The 16,353-nt window shown below is 58.8% G+C and carries 16 protein-coding genes; 8 read left to right on the forward strand and 8 right to left on the reverse strand.

Features of this window, described 5'->3' with window-relative positions; translation table 11 throughout:
• Positions 1-101: 101 nt before the first annotated feature.
• From LG383_RS09660 to LG383_RS09695, 8 genes are all read left to right on the forward strand, one after another.
• Complete coding sequence (locus LG383_RS09660; RefSeq protein ID WP_106993648.1) at positions 102-935, forward strand: pyruvate, water dikinase regulatory protein; 834 nt, start codon at positions 102-104, stop codon at positions 933-935.
• A gap of 153 nt (positions 936-1,088) precedes the next feature.
• Positions 1,089-2,135 carry a 3-deoxy-7-phosphoheptulonate synthase AroH gene (gene aroH / locus LG383_RS09665; protein WP_106993882.1) on the forward strand — a complete coding sequence of 349 codons (1,047 nt, stop codon included), beginning with the start codon at positions 1,089-1,091 and terminating at the stop codon, positions 2,133-2,135.
• A 108-nt stretch (positions 2,136-2,243) separates the two neighbouring features.
• On the forward strand, positions 2,244-2,480 hold the full coding sequence (hemP, locus tag LG383_RS09670) for a hemin uptake protein HemP (RefSeq protein WP_181247255.1): 237 nt from the start codon (positions 2,244-2,246) through the stop codon (positions 2,478-2,480).
• Positions 2,481-2,550: 70 nt separating this feature from the next.
• Positions 2,551-4,536, forward strand: coding sequence for a TonB-dependent hemoglobin/transferrin/lactoferrin family receptor (locus tag LG383_RS09675; RefSeq protein WP_225758993.1), 1,986 nt, complete (start codon positions 2,551-2,553; stop codon positions 4,534-4,536).
• Positions 4,537-4,584: 48 nt separating this feature from the next.
• Positions 4,585-5,613: a hemin-degrading factor gene (chuS, locus tag LG383_RS09680; RefSeq protein WP_225758994.1), complete on the forward strand. Its 1,029-nt coding sequence runs from the start codon at positions 4,585-4,587 to the stop codon at positions 5,611-5,613.
• The gene (locus LG383_RS09685; protein WP_166182240.1) at positions 5,610-6,431 is read left to right on the forward strand and encodes a hemin ABC transporter substrate-binding protein; all 822 of its coding nucleotides are present in this window, start codon (positions 5,610-5,612) and stop codon (positions 6,429-6,431) included. The genes chuS and LG383_RS09685 overlap by 4 nt, the downstream gene beginning before the upstream one ends.
• Entirely contained in the window at positions 6,431-7,423 is a 993-nt protein-coding gene (locus tag LG383_RS09690) for an iron ABC transporter permease (protein ID WP_225758995.1), read from the forward strand. Before LG383_RS09685 ends, LG383_RS09690 begins: the two co-directional genes overlap by 1 nt.
• Positions 7,416-8,195 (forward strand): heme ABC transporter ATP-binding protein, encoded by a 780-nt coding sequence (locus LG383_RS09695; RefSeq protein ID WP_225758996.1) that lies wholly within the window; start codon positions 7,416-7,418, stop codon positions 8,193-8,195. Before LG383_RS09690 ends, LG383_RS09695 begins: the two co-directional genes overlap by 8 nt.
• On the opposite strand, the gene selO is transcribed toward LG383_RS09695, so the two are convergent.
• The 8 genes from selO to pheT form a co-directional block, all read right to left on the reverse strand.
• Complete coding sequence (gene selO, locus LG383_RS09700; protein ID WP_225758997.1) at positions 8,192-9,634, reverse strand: protein adenylyltransferase SelO; 1,443 nt, start codon at positions 9,632-9,634, stop codon at positions 8,192-8,194. The two genes, LG383_RS09695 and selO, sit on opposite strands and share 4 nt — an antisense overlap.
• Before the next feature lie 61 nt (positions 9,635-9,695).
• Positions 9,696-10,409: an EAL domain-containing protein gene (locus LG383_RS09705; RefSeq protein WP_225758998.1), complete on the reverse strand. Its 714-nt coding sequence runs from the start codon at positions 10,407-10,409 to the stop codon at positions 9,696-9,698.
• Positions 10,410-10,697: 288 nt separating this feature from the next.
• Entirely contained in the window at positions 10,698-11,162 is a 465-nt protein-coding gene (locus LG383_RS09710) for an NlpC/P60 family protein (protein ID WP_106993640.1), read from the reverse strand.
• A 72-nt stretch (positions 11,163-11,234) separates the two neighbouring features.
• Positions 11,235-11,990, reverse strand: coding sequence for a vitamin B12 ABC transporter ATP-binding protein BtuD (btuD, locus tag LG383_RS09715; RefSeq protein WP_225758999.1), 756 nt, complete (start codon positions 11,988-11,990; stop codon positions 11,235-11,237).
• Entirely contained in the window at positions 11,990-12,541 is a 552-nt protein-coding gene (locus tag LG383_RS09720; protein WP_106993638.1) for a glutathione peroxidase, read from the reverse strand. The genes btuD and LG383_RS09720 overlap by 1 nt, the downstream gene beginning before the upstream one ends.
• 36 nt (positions 12,542-12,577) lie before the next feature.
• Positions 12,578-13,558 (reverse strand): vitamin B12 ABC transporter permease BtuC, encoded by a 981-nt coding sequence (gene btuC / locus LG383_RS09725; protein ID WP_225759000.1) that lies wholly within the window; start codon positions 13,556-13,558, stop codon positions 12,578-12,580.
• A gap of 101 nt (positions 13,559-13,659) precedes the next feature.
• Positions 13,660-13,959 carry an integration host factor subunit alpha gene (ihfA, locus tag LG383_RS09730; protein WP_006820203.1) on the reverse strand — a complete coding sequence of 100 codons (300 nt, stop codon included), beginning with the start codon at positions 13,957-13,959 and terminating at the stop codon, positions 13,660-13,662.
• 4 nt (positions 13,960-13,963) lie between these two features.
• Positions 13,964-16,351, reverse strand: coding sequence for a phenylalanine--tRNA ligase subunit beta (pheT, locus tag LG383_RS09735; protein WP_225759001.1), 2,388 nt, complete (start codon positions 16,349-16,351; stop codon positions 13,964-13,966).
• Positions 16,352-16,353: the final 2 nt, after the last annotated feature.

Below are 16,353 nucleotides of genomic sequence, written 5' to 3' on the forward strand. Positions count from 1 at the left end.
ATAGCGTTTCATTTTTAATTTCCGTCCGGCGTTGACTGTTGTATTTTACTTTTTTAATTTATGCTTTCAGTCAATTACATCTGATATACAGAGTGTGCAAAATGGATAATGCTGTCGATCGCCACGTTTTTTATATTTCCGATGGTACGGCAATCACCGCCGAAGTGTTGGGCCATGCGGTGATGTCGCAATTCCCGGTTTCTATCAACAGCATCACGCTGCCGTTCGTGGAAAACGAGAGCCGTGCCCGAGCGGTGAAAGATCAAATTGACGCCATTTTCCAGCAGACCGGTGAACGTCCGCTGGTGTTCTACTCGATCGTGATCCCGGAAATCCGCAATATCATTCTGCAAAGTGAAGGCTTCTGTCAGGACATTGTCCAGGCGCTGGTGGCCCCATTGCAGGAGGAGCTGAAGCTGGATCCGACCCCGGTGGCACACCGTACCCACGGCCTGAACCCGGCGAATATCATCAAGTATGACGCCCGTATCGCCGCCATTGATTACACCCTCGCCCACGATGACGGTATCTCAATGCGTAATCTCGATCAGGCCCAGGTCATTCTGCTCGGCGTTTCGCGCTGCGGTAAAACCCCCACCAGCCTCTATCTGGCGCTTCAGTTCGGGATCCGCGCGGCGAACTACCCCTTTATTGCCGACGACATGGACAATCTCGTCCTCCCGGCAGCGCTGAAACCCCTGCAGCATAAGCTCTTCGGCCTGACCATTAACCCGGAACGGCTGGCGGCGATTCGCGAAGAGCGCCGGGAGAACAGCCGCTACGCCTCAATGCGCCAGTGCCGTCTGGAAGTCGCCGAAGTCGAAGCCCTGTACCGCAAGAACAACATTCCGTGGCTGAACAGTACTAACTATTCGGTAGAAGAGATCGCCACCAAAATCCTCGACATTATGGGCCTCAACCGCCGCATGTACTAACAGGCTAGTACACAAGTCCATAATCCTTTATACTCCCACTCCATCACAGGGCACGCAGGTGCCCTGCACTTGAATTCAGCGGGGATTGGTTTAAGGTGATGCCCATCACTTCCCGGTAAGCTACCGATGAAGCACTACATTCTGAGAAATACCATGAATAAAACCGATGAACTCCGCACAGCGCGTATCGATAGTCTGGTCACGCCAGCTGAACTGGCCCAGCGGTACCCTGTTTCTGCGGCAGTGGCAGAAAACGTGACAACGTCACGCAAACGTATTGAAAAAATCCTTAACGGGGAAGATCGCCGCCTGCTGGTGATTGTTGGCCCCTGCTCTATTCACGACCTTGATGCCGCAATGGACTACGCCCAGCGCCTGAAGGGACTGCGGGATAAACACCACTCCCGTCTGGAAATCGTGATGCGCACTTACTTCGAGAAGCCGCGCACCGTGGTGGGCTGGAAAGGGCTGATCTCCGATCCCGATCTGAACGGCAGCTACCGGGTGAATCACGGCATTCAGCTGGCGCGCAAGCTGCTGCTGCAGGTCAACGAGCTGGGCGTGCCTACCGCCACCGAATTCCTCGATATGGTGACCGGACAGTTTATCGCCGATCTGATTAGCTGGGGGGCCATTGGCGCCCGCACCACCGAAAGCCAGATCCACCGTGAAATGGCCTCGGCGCTCTCCTGCCCGGTGGGCTTTAAAAACGGTACCGACGGTAATACCCGTATCGCGGTGGACGCCATCCGCGCCGCGCGGGCCAGCCATATGTTCCTGTCTCCGGACAAGACCGGTCAGATGACTATCTATCAGACCAGCGGCAACCCTTACGGGCACATCATCATGCGCGGCGGCAAACAGCCGAATTATCACTCTCAGGATCTGGCGGAAGCCTGCGATACCCTGCGTGAGTTCGACCTACCCGAGCAGCTGGTGGTGGATTTCAGCCACGGCAACTGCCAGAAACAGCACCGCCGTCAGCTGGACGTCTGCGATGAGATTTGCCAGCAGATCCGCAACGGCTCAACCGCTATCGCCGGGATCATGGCCGAAAGCTTCCTGCGCGAAGGCACGCAAAAAGTGGTGGTCGGTCAGCCCATCACCTACGGTCAGTCGATTACCGACCCTTGCCTGAGCTGGGAAGATACCGAGGTGTTGCTGGATAAACTTGCCTCTGCAGTTGATAGTCGTTTTTAAAAACCATGCCGGGTGGCGTTGTGCTTACCCGGCTTTTTCCCAGGCCGCACCATTCCCACCTCATTGTTTTTTCATAAAACGCTTGCCGTCAAAATCGATTTGTTGATAATGATTATCATTGTTACATTGATTGCTATTTTGAAAAACATTATGTCACGTATGGATAACACTGCAGCAACGCTCACTCGTCCTGAAGACAAAACACAGCCTGCCCCAGGCGCAACCGACCGTCGCATCGACAGTAAACAGCTGTTGGGCGAGGAAGGCCGCGTCATAATTGAGCATGACGGCCAGCACTACCTGCTGCGTCAGACACATGCCGGAAAATTGATCCTCACAAAATAAGTTCCCCCCGCCAGCCACCCAGGTTCCCCCAGGCAGCCAGCGCTTTTCACTTTTAAATGGAGAGTGGCTCATGCCATACCTGAATACCGCGTCTTTAGGCCCGTCGCTGCTGGCGCTGGCGATTGTCAGTGCCCTGCCAGGAGTAGCGGTTGCCGCCACCGACGACATGACCGTTACCGCCACCGGCAATGCCCGCAGCGCCTTTGAAGCCCCGATGATGGTCAGCGTCATTGATGCTACCGACCCGGAAAATCAAACCGCCAGCTCCGCCGCCGATCTGCTGCGCCACGTGCCCGGCCTGACTCTGGACGGCACCGGGCGCACCAACGGCCAGGACGTCAATCTGCGCGGATACGATCGTCGCGGCGTACTGGTGCTGGTGGACGGCGTGCGTCAGGGCACCGATACCGGTCACCTGAACAGTACCTTCCTCGACCCGGCGCTGATCAAGCGTATCGAGATCGTGCGCGGACCCTCGGCGCTGCTGTACGGCAGCGGCGCGATGGGCGGGGTGATCGCCTATGACACCGCCGACGCGAAAGATCTGCACCAGGCCGGACAAACCAGCGGCTACCGCGTATTTGGTACCGCCGCCACCGGCGATCACAGCCTCGGCATGGGGGCCAGCGCCTTTGGCCGTACCGACACCCTCGACGGTCTGGTGGCCTGGTCAAGCCGGGATCGCGGAGATATCCGCCAGGGCGGCGGCGGCACCGCGCCGAATGACGAATCGATCAACAATATGCTGGCGAAAGGCAGCTGGCAGATGGATCAGGCCCAGTCCCTGAGCGGCTCGCTGCGTTACTACAACAACGCCGCACAGGAGCCAAAAAACCCGCAGACCATCGAGGCGGATGACAGCAGCAACCCGATGACCGACCGCTCCACCATTCAGCGGGACGTGCAGCTCGGGTATCACCTCGCCCCGGCAGGCAACGACTGGCTGAACGCCGATGCCCGCCTTTACTGGTCTGAAGCGCGTATCAATGCCCAGAATATCGACGGCAGCGGCGAATTCCGCCAGCAGACCACCAAAGGCGGCAAAGTGGAGAACCGCACCCGCCTGTTCGCCGACTCCTTCGCCTCGCACCTGCTGACCTACGGCGGGGAGTATTACCGTCAGGAGCAGGAGCCGTCCGGTGCCACTACCGGCTTCCCGGATGCGAGCATCGATTTCAGCTCCGGCTGGATCCAGGATGAGATCACCCTGCGCGATCTGCCGATCACCCTGCTGGGCGGTACCCGCTACGATAACTACCGCGGCAGCAGCGATGGCTATGACGATGTGGACGCCGATAAATGGTCCTCGCGCGCCGGGATCACCGTCTCCCCCGCGGACTGGCTGATGCTATTCGGCTCTTATGCCCAGGCCTTCCGCGCCCCGACGATGGGCGAAATGTATAACGACGCCAAACACTTCTCCATTGGCCGGTTCTACACCAACTACTGGGTGCCGAACCCGAACCTGCGCCCGGAAACTAACGAAACCCAGGAGTACGGGTTTGGTCTGCGCTTTGACGATCTACTGCTGGCAAACGATGCACTGGAGTTCAAAGCCAGCTACTTTGATACCCATGCCAAAGATTACATCTCCACCACCGTCGATTTTGCCGCTGCGACCACCATGTCGTACAACGTGCCGAACGCCAAAATCTGGGGCTGGGACCTGATGGCGAAATACTCCGCCAGCCTGTTCAACCTCGACCTGGCCTATAACCGCACCCGCGGCAAAGACAGCGACACCGGCGAGTACATCTCCAGCATCAGCCCGGACACCGTCTCCAGCAAGCTGGATGTCCCGCTGGCGCAAAGCGGCTTTAGCGTCGGCTGGATCGGTACCTTCGCCGATCGTTCCACCCACGTGAGCAGCAGCTACAGCCACCAGCCGGGCTACGCGGTGAATGATTTCTACGTCAGCTATCAGGGGCAGCAGGCGCTGAAAGGTGTGACCACCACCCTGGTACTCGGCAACGCTTTCGACAAAGAGTACTGGTCTCCGCAGGGCATCCCGCAGGATGGCCGCAACGGCAAGATTTTTGTGAGTTATCAGTGGTAATTACCCTGCCCCGGTTCGGCCGGGGCATTTATCCCGAAGGAAGAGACAATGAATCACTACACACGCTGGCTTGAACTAAAAGAACAGAATCCCGGGAAATACGCGCGTGATATCGCTGCCCTGATGAACATCAGCGAAGCCGAACTGACCTGGGCCCGGGTAGGCCACAATGCGTGGCGTCTGCACGGCGAAATCCGCGAGATCCTCGGCGCGCTGGAAGCCGTGGGTGAAACCAAATGCATCTGCCGCAACCAATACGCGGTCCACGAGCAGGTAGGCACCTTTACCCATCAGCACCTGAACGGCCACGCCGGACTGATACTCAACCCGCGCGCCCTCGATCTGCGTCTGTTCCTCCACCAGTGGGCGAGCGCGTTTCATATCACCGAGACCAACGCCCGTGGCGAACGTCAGAGTATCCAGTTTTTCGACCATCAGGGCGACGCCCTGCTGAAGGTCTACACCACCGATAACACCGACGTCTCAGCCTGGGGCGACGTGCTGTCGCGCTTTATCTTTGCCGATAACCCGCCGCTGGCGCTGAAAGCTGCCGATCCGGCAGTCAACGTGGCCAGCGCTGATGCGCTAACGGTGGACAGCGAGTGGCGCGCCATGACTGACGTGCATCAGTTCTTTGGCCTGCTGAAGCGCCACAGTCTGACCCGTCAGCAGGCGTTCCGTCTGGTGGGTGACGATCTGGCCTGTCAGGTGGATAACAGCGCCCTGTCCCAGCTGCTGAACAGCGCCCGTGAGGATGGCAACGAGATCATGATTTTCGTCGGCAACCGCGGCTGCGTGCAGATCTTCACCGGCGCGGTCGAGAAAGTGGTGCCGATGAAGGGCTGGCTGAACATCTTCAACCCGGCTTTTACCCTGCATCTGCTGGAGGAGACCATCGCCGAAAGCTGGGTGACGCGCAAACCCACCGCCGATGGCCATGTCACCAGCCTCGAACTCTTTGCCGCCGACGGAACCCAGATCGCCCAGCTGTACGGTCAGCGCACGGAAGGCGAGCCTGAACAGAGCCAGTGGCGTTCGCAGATCGACGCCCTGACGGTAAAAGGGCTGGCCGCATGAGAAAACTGCTCGCCGTCCTTGTCGCGCTCCCGCTGGCCGCCTTTGGCGCCGCGCAGGAGAAGATCGTTGCCCTCGGCGGCGACGTGACGGAGATTGTCTACGCCCTGGGGGCCGAAGGTTCGCTGGTGGCGCGCGACAGCACCAGCCAGTGGCCGGAGCAGGTCACCGCCCTGCCGGACGTGGGCTACCTGCGCCAGCTCAATGCCGAGGGGATCCTGGCGATGCGCCCGACGCTGGTGTTAGCCAGCGCCCAGGCGCAGCCGTCTCTGGCCCTGAAACAGGTCGGGCAGAGTCAGGTTAATGTGGTGACGGTGCCGGGCAGTAACGCCCTCAGCGTAATCGACGAGAAAGTGCGGGTGGTGGCCCAGGCGACGCACCGCGTTGCACAAGGGGAAGCCTTGCGCCAGCGCCTGCAGCAGGAGCTGGCCGCACTGCCCACCTCACCGATCAATAAGCGGGTGCTGTTTATCCTCAACCACGGCGGGATGACCGCTATGGCCGCCGGGCAGGATACCGGTGCTGATGCGGCGATCCGCGCGGCCGGTCTACAAAACGCCATGCAGGGGTTCTCCCGCTATCAGCCGCTCTCCCAGGAAGGGGTGATTGCCAGCCAGCCCGATCTGGTGGTGATTTCACAGGATGGCGTAAAGGCGATGGGCGGAGAAGCGAATCTGTGGAAGCTGCCAGGTCTGGCGCAAACCCCGGCCGGGCGTAATAAACAGGTGTTGCAGATTGACGATATGGCGCTGCTCGGGTTTAGCGTGCGCACCCCGCAGGCCATCGGGCAGCTGCGCAGCAAAGCCGGGCAGTTGCCCTGATGCCTCGCCGGATCGGCTATTCCCTGTGGGGACTGGCAATGGCGCTGGCGATGATGACGCTGCTGGCCACCGGTTTTGGCGCGTTGCGCCTGCCGGTGACTTTGCTGTGGAGCAACAGTGACGAGGCGCTGCGCCAGATCTGGCTCACCATTCGCCTGCCCCGGGTGCTGCTGGCGCTGGTGATTGGCGGCTCGCTGGCGCTGGCGGGCTGTGTGATGCAGGGGCTGTTCCGCAACCCCCTCGCCGATCCTGGATTGCTGGGGATCAGCAGCGGTGCCGCCTGCGCCGTCGCCCTGTGGGTGGTGTTGCCAATAACCCTCCCCGCCCTGCTGATGCTTTACGCCCCGATGCTGGCGGCCTTTCTCGGCGCGCTGGCGGCAACAATCGTGATCTTCCTGCTCAGCCAGCAGCGGGAGAGTTCGCTCTCGCGGCTGCTGCTGGTGGGGATCGCCATCAACGCCCTGTGCGGCGCGGCGGTGGGCGTGCTCTCCTGGGTCAGTAACGACGCCCAGCTGCGCCAGCTCTCACTGTGGGGAATGGGCAGCCTCGGCCAGGCCCAGTGGTCCACTCTGCTGGCGGTCACCTCGCTGATGATCCCCACCGTGCTGGTGATCTGGCGGCTGGCATCGGCCCTTAATCTGCTGCAACTGGGCGAGGAGGAAGCGCACTATCTGGGTATTGACGTGCGGCTCGTTCAGCGTGTGTTGCTTCTGTGCAGCGCCCTGCTGGTGGCCGCTGCGGTGGCGGTCAGCGGAGTGATCGGTTTTATTGGCCTGGTGGTGCCGCACCTGATGCGGATGTGGCTGGGCTCCGATCACCGGGCGGTGATCCCCGGTTCGGTGCTGGCGGGTGCGTTTCTGCTGCTGATCGCCGATACCGCCGCGCGGACGCTGGTCGCCCCGGCGGAGATGCCGGTAGGATTACTGACCAGCATTCTTGGTGCCCCCTGGTTCCTGTGGTTAATTTTCCGCCGTGGAGGTCAGCATGGGTGAATCCTTTATTGCTAAAGGCTTGTCTTATCGCGTCGCAGGCCGGGCAGTGGTGCGGGACGTCACCCTGTCCCTCGCGCCAGGCGAGCTGGTGGCGCTGATCGGCCCCAACGGCGCGGGGAAATCGACCCTGCTACGCCTGTTAACCGGCTTTCTTAAGCCGGATGCCGGGCGCTGTCTGCTGGACGGAAAGCCGCTGACGGGGTGGAGCACCCAGGCGCTATCGCGCCAGCGGGCCGTGATGCGCCAGCAAACTCAGCTGGGCTTTGACTGGCCGGTAGAAGCGGTGATCGGGATGGGACGTTCTCCCTGGACGAGTCAGCCTGAGCCGCAGATCGTCAGCGAGGTGATGCAGCTTACCGGCTGTGAGCCGCTGGCCGGTCGTCAGTATGGGGCCCTGTCGGGGGGAGAGCAGCAGCGCGTTCAGCTCGCCCGGGCACTGGCACAGCTGTGGTGCCACGGCGCACCGCGGGGCTGGTTGTTTCTCGATGAGCCGACCTCGGCATTGGATCTTTACCACCAGCAGCATCTGCTGCGGCTGCTGAAGGCGTTGACTGCGCAAAGGAATTTGCACGTCTGCGTAGTGCTGCACGATCTCAATCTGGCCGCCTTATGGGCCGACCGGATTGTGCTCCTGCATGAGGGGGAAATTGTCTCTCAGGGAACGCCAGCGTCGGTGCTGCAGGCCGATGACCTGGCACGCTGGTACGGGGCGCAGGTGCATGTGGGGCAGCATCCGTTGAACGCTACCCCCCAGGTGTTTCTCGCGCCCTAACTCGAGCAACTCACTTCCAGCCGCTTACCCCAGTCGGGTGGGCGGCTGACATAATCATCGCTGCGATCGGCAAACGGTGTCCGCAGGGCTTCGTGTAACCGGTGCAGCTCGGCGTAATCCCCTTTCTCCGCCTGCTCAATCGCCCGCTGCGCCAGCCAGTTGCGCAGCACCATTGCCGGGTTAACGGCATTCATCTGCGCCTGACGCTCATCATCGGCGATGTTCTCCTGCTGGAGACGCGTGCGATAAGTCGCAAACCAGTCATCAAAGGCCTGCCGGTCGATAAACTCGTCACGCAACGGTGAGTCGGCGCTGTGCTGCTCGGTTTGCCCCAGCATACGGAAGGTGCGAGTGTAGTCGCTGCCTTCCCGCGCCATCAGCGCAAACAGGGTATTCAGAAGCTCGTTGTCGCCTTTCTCCTGAGTCATCAGCCCCAGCTTGCGGCGCATCAGTTTGCCGTACTGCTGCAGCAGGACCTCCTGATAGCCATCCAGCGCGTCATTGAGGGCGTCAACATCGATAAACGGCGACAGGGACTGCGCCAGACGCTGCAGGTTCCAGATGCCCACTGCCGGCTGGTTATCAAAGCTGTAGCGACCCTGATAGTCCGAGTGGTTACAGATATAGCCCGGCTGGTAGTCGTCAAGGAAACCGTACGGGCCGTAATCCATCGTCAGACCGAGGATCGACATGTTATCGGTGTTCATCACCCCGTGAGCAAAGCCGACCGTCTGCCAGCTGGCGATCAGGGCGGCAGTTCGCGCCACCACATCCCGGAACCAGAGGATGTATTTATCGGCATCGTCCTGCAACTGCGGCCAGTGATGCTTGATGACAAAATCCGCCAGCTGGCGAACTTTTTCCGGCTCGCGGCGATAGTAGAAGTGCTCGAAATGACCGAAGCGGGCGTGGCTCTGAGCGGTGCGGATCAGCATCGCCCCCTGCTCCATAGTCTCACGCGCCACCGGCGTGTCGCTGGTGACGATCGACAGCGCGCGGGTGGTGGGGATCCCGAGATAGTGCATGGCTTCTGAGGCCAGGCTTTCGCGGATAGTCGAGCGCAGCACGGCGCGCCCGTCGCCCATCCGTGAATAAGGGGTTAGTCCGGCCCCTTTCAGGTGCCAGTCCATCGTTTGCCCGTTGGCCAGCTGCTGTTCGCCGAGCAGGATCCCCCGCCCGTCCCCCAGCTGTCCGGCCCAGACGCCGAACTGATGGCCGCTGTAGACCTGGGCCAGCGGCTGCATGCCCGGCAGCAGGGTTTCGCCGCCAAAGACGCCAGCGCCCTGCCCGGGGCTAAACAACGAGTTCGGGATCGCCAGTTCGGCGGCCAGCGCCGTGTTATGCCAGATCAGGCGAGCATTATTCAGGGGAGTGGGTTTCAGAGCCGTATAAAAACCGGGTAATTCGTCATGCCAGTGCGCGGTAAAAGACAGGGTCATAGGTCCTCCTGCTTTTAGTGTAGTGGGTTTATCAGATGTTAAACACCAGGCAAGAAAAGGGTTATCCCTGCACCAGGGTGGTAATGCGTTCAAGGGGAACGGCAGGCCATAACCCGCCCTGCATGGCGCTAAAGCCAAATGCCGACAGGCGCTGCAGGACAAGCTCATCGTCCACGCCCGCCACCATTAACGACTGACAGTAAGGCGAAACCTGAGTCATGATCGCCCGTAATAACAGTTCGAATGTATTATCATTTAAATGCTGTTGAATGAAGTTTTTATCCAGCGCCACACGTTTAAACATGCCATCAAAAATGGCTTTAGTGGAGGCATCCCCGGCGCCAAAATTGCCCAGCACCAGAGGAAAACGCAGGGCAAAGTCCATCAAGGCAGTATTCATATTGCCTTTATTCAGATCCGGATAATTCTCATTAATGCAGAACTCCAGCCACGGATGTTGCTCACCTATTGCAACCCCGTTTTCTTCCGTTAACAGGTATTCAACAATGATCGGAGAGATATTTATCCATGCCGTCAGCTGTTGCTGAATAAAAAAGAGTTTGCAGCTGTCGAGCATTGCCAGTTGTTCCTGAAACAGCGCCAGCTCTTGCGCGGGAGACAGGTACGGGCGCACCAGCTCCGTTGGAATACGGACCTGATTATCCACCCCGACAAAGTTCACGACTATTTCAAGGCCGGTAAGCGCCCCGGAATCATGTCGCGCAGGGAGTAATAACAATTCAGACTGATAAGCAATATCCAGCATCACAATCATGGCGTCCGACCCGGTTTAAAAACGATACAAGACATCCTGAAACATATGCTGAAGCAATTCAACTTTATGGATTTTAATAAGATTAATTTCATTCGTTCCATTAAATATTCGGATTTTCCTTAGTCCTGAAATAATCTTATCCTGGATACTGCTTAATAGCCAGTTGTCGTTAAGAACAAGAATTGCATCAAATTAATTCAGCGGCTAACTATTTCTACACAATTAAGGCCGGCTAATGAATTTCATTTTCAGATGAAAGAAAATGTCGCGCCAGGGGGCGCGACAGGACTAAATACGTCGGGCTTGCCAGAAGTTTTTGCGCCAGTAGACGTTATTAAGAGAGGAACGCATCACCCCCCGGCTGGTGGAGGCATGAATAAACTGGTTATCGGTGTCGTAAATCCCGACGTGCAGCCCGCTTTCGCCAGAACCGGTTTTAAAGAATACCAGGTCGCCCGGGAGCAGGTCGTCTTTATCAATTTCGGTGCCGATAGTTGCCTGCTGGCGCGTTTCGCGCGGCAGCTTGAGCGCAAACCGATCGCGGAAAGTCAGCAGCACAAAACCCGAACAATCAATTCCACCACGCGACATGCCGCCGTAGCGATAAGGGGTGCCGCCCCAGTTATGCAGCTGATCGTTCAGGCCTGCAATCACGGCGATAGAATCAGACAGCCGCGCATTCGGCGGCGGTGCGCGATGGCTGCTGCATCCTGCAAGAAATAGCGCGGCCACAAGGAGAAAACAGAATCGCATTCCTGACGAATCCTCTGATTTTTTGTGCTTTCTGTAATTTAGCCTGTGAATATGTCGCTCTGCAACAAGCGGTTATTCCTGCGACGTCGAAATGATCATTCTGTGACCTTCGATATCCAGCCGACGGAAGGACATGTCGTAGGCTTTGGCCAGATTCGGCGGCGTCAACACGCTGTCGCGCGTGCCGCTGGCGATCAGCTGACCCCGCTTCAGCAGCCAGACACGATGGGCGTGGCGCAGCGTGTGGTTCAGATCGTGGCTGCTCATCACTACCGCAATGCCCTGGCGGGACAGCGCGCTTAACAGCCGGTCGAGCGCCACCTGCTGGGCGACGTCGAGACTGTTCATCGGCTCGTCCAGTAGCAACAGCTGGCCGTGCGGGTTGCCGCTTGGGTGAACTTGCAGGATCACCGCAGCCAGCCGCACGCGCTGCCACTCCCCGCCGGAGAGCTGGCTGACGTGTCGCGACAGCTTATCCTCAATCCCCAGCGCCGCTGCTACCTCGCTTAACAGCGTTTTTTGCTGACTGTCGTACTGATGCAGCGTCAGATAGTGCCAGACCGGCATGGCAAAGGGCGCAGTTTGCTGCTGCGCCAGATAAGCCCTGCGGCTGGCCAGCGACGCGGAGGACCACCGGGGAAGGGATTCCCCCTGCAACAGGATTTCGCCCTGCCCGGCGCTCAGCCCGGCCATACGCGAAAGCAATGTGCTTTTGCCTGCTCCGTTCGGGCCGACCAGGTGCAGGATCTCTCCCGCATTCACCTGGGCGGAAAGCGGCTGCAGACGCCCGTGTTCCGCCACGCCATTGAGCTGCATCAGAATCGACATTACTTCGCGAGTGCCAGCTTAATCGCTTCCATCAGGATCGGGTCCTCAGGCGTCATATCCGGCGCAAAACGCTGGACCACTTCCCCATCGCGGCCAATCAGGAATTTTTCGAAATTCCATAAGATGTCATCCGGATAGAGCGGCGCGCGACCTTTGCTCGCCAGACGCTCATAAAAACCGCTGCTTTCAGGCGCGACAGCCACCGGTGCGGCGGCAATCAGTTTTTGATACAGCGGATGGCGCGCTTCGCCGTTGACCTCGACTTTGCTGAACATCGGGAAGGTGATGCCATAGGTGGTGCTGCAGAAGGTTTTGATCTCCTCTTCGCTACCTGGCTCCTGGCCGAGGAACTGGTTGCAAGGGAAACCGAGCACGGTAAAGCCATCCTTTGCCCAGGCTTTGTGGATGTTTTCGAGCTGCTCATACTGCGGCGTCAGGCCGCATTTCGATGCCACGTTCACTACCAGCAGTACCTGGCCTTTGAACTCTTCCAGGGTGGTGGTTTTGCCATCAATGGTCGTTACTTCAGTGTTCAGAATATCGTTCGGCATAGCATTCTCTCAGGTTGTGGTTCAGATGGGCTGTACTTAACGTCCGGCTTTTAAGAGTAGCCAGATAAACACGGGTGCGCCCAGCGTTGCGGTCACTACCCCAATGGGCAGCTCCGCGGCGTTGAGTGCCAGGCGCGCAATAATATCAGCGCAAAGCAGCGTTGCACCCCCTGTCACCGCCGCAGCGGGCAGCAACAGCCGGTGATCGGTAATACCACACAAACGCAGCATATGGGGGATGACAAGACCAATAAATCCAATCGCGCCAGCCAGGGCCACGCTCACCCCCACCATCCAGCCGATGGCGACCACCAGCGTGTTGCGCCAGAAGGTGAGCGGCAGGCCGAGCTGGCGGGCGGAAATCTCCCCCAGCACCAGAATGTTCAGCGGCGCGGCCTGAAAGCAGGCCCATACGATAGCCGGTGCCAGCAGCAGCATCAGCCAGCCCTGCCCCCAGTCCACGCCGCCGAAGCCGCCCATCATCCAGTACATCAGCTGACGGAGATCGAAGGCGGTGGAGAAATAGACCGCCCAGGTCATCAGGGCGCTACAGATGATCCCCAGCGCCACCCCGGCAAGCAGCAGGCGGCTCACGGAGAGATGGCGACGGGCAAAACGCAGCAAAATAAGGGTAATGATCAGCGCCCCGGCGATAGCGCAGAGGCTTAAACTCCAGCCCGATAGCGCTCCGCCACCGAGCATCACGGCGGCAATCAGCCCGACCCCGGCACCGTTCGAGACGCCTAATAATCCTGGCTCTGCCAGCGGATTATCGAACAGGGCCTGCATGATGGTGCCGCTAAGCGCCAGCGCCGCGCCTACCAGCACCACGGCCAGGGTGCGCGGGAGGCGGATTTGCCAGATAAACAGCTCCCCCCGGGGAGTAAACCATGCCTCAGGCCCGATCCACCGATCGCCGGCGCATAGGCTCACGCCCAGCGCGATCACCAGCGCCAGCAACAAAAAGAGCAATTTACGCAGATCGGAGCGGTACTGCTGACGGGCAAATTCGGGCATTGGAGTCATTTTGCGGGTGAATGATGTAATTGATTTTACGGTGGGTTTACAGCAGCGCAAAGAAAAAAGGCCGCATCAGCGGCCTTTTTGGTTAGATCATATCACTCTGCTTTGGGTGAAGCGTTTTCGACACGGCTTTTTAACTTCTGGCCGGGTCTGAAGGTCACCACGCGGCGGGCTGTAATGGGAATATCCTCACCCGTCTTCGGGTTACGACCCGGACGTTGATTCTTGTCGCGCAAATCAAAGTTACCAAAGCCGGAGAGTTTTACCTGCTCACCATTTTCCAGAGCGCGACGGATCTCTTCGAAAAACAGCTCAACCAGCTCTTTGGCATCCCGTTTGCTAAGCCCAAGCTTATCAAACAGATATTCGGACATTTCAGCTTTTGTAAGCGCCATAGGTTCAATCCCTCAATGATGCCTGGAATCGCTCTTTTAATGCCTCTACACATTTGGCGACGGTAGCGGCAATCTCCTCTTCTTCGAGTGTACGGCTGGTATCCTGAAGGATCAGGCTGATAGCCAGGCTCTTAAAGCCCTCTGCTACGCCCTTGCCGCGGTACACGTCAAATAAGTTTACGCCAACTACCTGATTTACGCCAACTTTCTTACATTCGGCCAAAATATCTGCGGCAGGCACATTTTCGGCCACCACAACCGCGATATCACGACGGTTCGCCGGGAAGCGAGAAATGTCCTGAGCCTGAGGAATGACGCGGTCTGCGACCTTGTTCCACTCCAGTTCGAACGCCAGCGTACGGCCATTAAGATCCAGCTTGCGCTCCAGCTCCGGGTGCACAACACCAATGAAACCAACGCGTTCACCTTTCAGATAAATCGCGGCGCTCTGGCCCGGATGCAGGGCTGGAATAGCTTCAGCACGGAACTCAATTTCAGACAATTTACCGGTCAGATCGAGCACCGATTCCAGATCGCCCTTCAGGTCATAAAAATCAACGCTGTTTTTGCTCAGATCCCAGTGCTCTTCATAGCGGTTGCCGCAGATAGCGCCTGCCAGCATCAGATCCTGACGGATGCCCAGATTGGCCTGCGTATCCGGCACAAAGCGCAGACCGCTCTCGAAGATGCGCACGCGGCTCTGCTGACGGTTCTGGTTGTAGACGATGGTGTTCAGCAGGCCGGTCAGCAGGGACAGACGCATGGCGGACATTTCGCTGGAGATTGGGCTTGGCAGGATCAAGGCATCCTGGCCCGGGTGGATCAGCTGCTGCACCTTTGGATCAACGAAGCTGTAAGTGATCACTTCCTGATAGCCTTTGTCGTTCAGCATGGTTTTCACACGCTTCAGAGAGAGGTCGGCTTCACGATGTGAACCCATCACCAGGCCAGCCTGCACCGGCTCATCAGGAATGTTGTTGTAGCCGTAAACACGGGCAACTTCTTCCACCAGATCTTCTTCGATCTCCATATCGAAACGCCAGCTTGGCGCCACGGCAGTCCACTGGTCCTGTCCTTCGGTTACTTCACAGCCCAGACGGCGCAGAATGTCGCTCACCTGCGCATCGGCAATGTGATGGCCAATCAGGCGATCAAGCTTGCTGCGACGCAGAGTGATGGTCGCAGGCTTCGGCAGATGGGCTTCGCTGGTGACATCAATCACCGGACCGGCTTCGCCGCCGCAGATGTCGATCAGCAGGCGGGTGGCACGTTCCATCGCTTTGTACTGCAGGGCCGGATCCACGCCACGCTCATAGCGGTGTGACGCATCGGTATGCAGACCATGACGGCGTGCGCGGCCGGTAATGGACAGCGGGCTGAAGAAGGCACACTCCAGCAGTACGTTCCGGGTTTCATCATTCACGCCGGAGTGGTCGCCGCCGAAGATACCGCCCATCGCCAGGGCTTTGCCGTGATCGGCAATGACCAGGGTGTCGGCATTCAGTTTGGCTTCGCTGCCGTCCAGCAGGACCAGCGTTTCACCCTCTTTCGCCATGCGCACGACGATCCCGCCTTCGATACGATCTTTATCGAACGCGTGCATCGGCTGACCCAGCTCCAGCAGGACATAGTTGGTCACGTCAACCACCGCATCGATAGAACGGATGCCGCAGCGACGCAGCTTCTCTTTCATCCACAGCGGCGTTGGCGCCTTAACGTTGATACCCTTCACTACACGGCCCAGGTAGCGCGGACAGGCGTCAGCGGCTTCAACCTGAATTGGCAGGGTGTCGGCGATAGTGGACGCAACAGGGGCGATCTCAGGCGCGTTCAGTGCGGTCTGGTTCAGTACCGCCACGTCGCGGGCCACACCGATAATGCCTAAGCAGTCGGCACGGTTCGGGGTGACGCTGATCTCGATAGTATTGTCGTCGAGCTTCAGGTATTCGCGCAGGTCGGTGCCAATTGGCGCATCTGCTGGCAGCTCAATGATGCCGGAGTGATCGTCGGAAATACCCAGCTCGGAGAAGGAGCACAGCATGCCTTCAGACGGCTCGCCACGCAGTTTCGCCGCTTTGATTTTAAAATCGCCCGGCAACACCGCACCAACGGTGGCCACGGCCACTTTCAGGCCCTGACGGCAGTTTGCCGCGCCGCAGACGATATCCAGCAGGCGTTCGCCGCCCACGTTAACTTTGGTGACACGCAGTTTGTCTGCGTTCGGGTGCTGGCCGCACTCCACGACTTCACCGACAACCACGCCGTTAAAGGCGCCGGCAACCGGCTCAACGCCGTCCACTTCCAGGCCTGCCATGGTGATCTGGTTAGAGAGCGACTCGCTGTCGAGTTCGGTGTTCACCCATTCGCGTAACCACAGTTCACTGAATTTCATTG

The sequence above is a fragment of the Leclercia sp. Marseille-Q4284 genome (assembly GCF_916618945.1).
GTDB lineage: Bacteria > Pseudomonadota > Gammaproteobacteria > Enterobacterales > Enterobacteriaceae > Enterobacter > Enterobacter tamurae.

What these genes read in the sequence shown, in the direction of transcription:
- aroH (WP_106993882.1), top strand. Translation starts at nt 1,089, where the DNA reads ATGAATAAAACCGATGAACTCCGCACAGCGCGTATCGATAGTCTGGTC.
- LG383_RS09710 (WP_106993640.1), bottom strand. Translation starts at nt 11,162, where the DNA reads ATGCGATTCTGTTTTCTCCTTGTGGCCGCGCTATTTCTTGCAGGATGC.
- LG383_RS09685 (WP_166182240.1), top strand. Translation starts at nt 5,610, where the DNA reads ATGAGAAAACTGCTCGCCGTCCTTGTCGCGCTCCCGCTGGCCGCCTTT.
- LG383_RS09720 (WP_106993638.1), bottom strand. Translation starts at nt 12,541, where the DNA reads ATGCCGAACGATATTCTGAACACTGAAGTAACGACCATTGATGGCAAA.
- chuS (WP_225758994.1), top strand. Translation starts at nt 4,585, where the DNA reads ATGAATCACTACACACGCTGGCTTGAACTAAAAGAACAGAATCCCGGG.
- LG383_RS09705 (WP_225758998.1), bottom strand. Translation starts at nt 10,409, where the DNA reads ATGATTGTGATGCTGGATATTGCTTATCAGTCTGAATTGTTATTACTC.
- LG383_RS09690 (WP_225758995.1), top strand. Translation starts at nt 6,431, where the DNA reads ATGCCTCGCCGGATCGGCTATTCCCTGTGGGGACTGGCAATGGCGCTG.
- LG383_RS09695 (WP_225758996.1), top strand. Translation starts at nt 7,416, where the DNA reads ATGGGTGAATCCTTTATTGCTAAAGGCTTGTCTTATCGCGTCGCAGGC.
- hemP (WP_181247255.1), top strand. Translation starts at nt 2,244, where the DNA reads ATGATTATCATTGTTACATTGATTGCTATTTTGAAAAACATTATGTCA.
- selO (WP_225758997.1), bottom strand. Translation starts at nt 9,634, where the DNA reads ATGACCCTGTCTTTTACCGCGCACTGGCATGACGAATTACCCGGTTTT.
- ihfA (WP_006820203.1), bottom strand. Translation starts at nt 13,959, where the DNA reads ATGGCGCTTACAAAAGCTGAAATGTCCGAATATCTGTTTGATAAGCTT.
- btuC (WP_225759000.1), bottom strand. Translation starts at nt 13,558, where the DNA reads ATGCCCGAATTTGCCCGTCAGCAGTACCGCTCCGATCTGCGTAAATTG.
- pheT (WP_225759001.1), bottom strand. Translation starts at nt 16,351, where the DNA reads ATGAAATTCAGTGAACTGTGGTTACGCGAATGGGTGAACACCGAACTC.
- LG383_RS09675 (WP_225758993.1), top strand. Translation starts at nt 2,551, where the DNA reads ATGCCATACCTGAATACCGCGTCTTTAGGCCCGTCGCTGCTGGCGCTG.
- LG383_RS09660 (WP_106993648.1), top strand. Translation starts at nt 102, where the DNA reads ATGGATAATGCTGTCGATCGCCACGTTTTTTATATTTCCGATGGTACG.
- btuD (WP_225758999.1), bottom strand. Translation starts at nt 11,990, where the DNA reads ATGTCGATTCTGATGCAGCTCAATGGCGTGGCGGAACACGGGCGTCTG.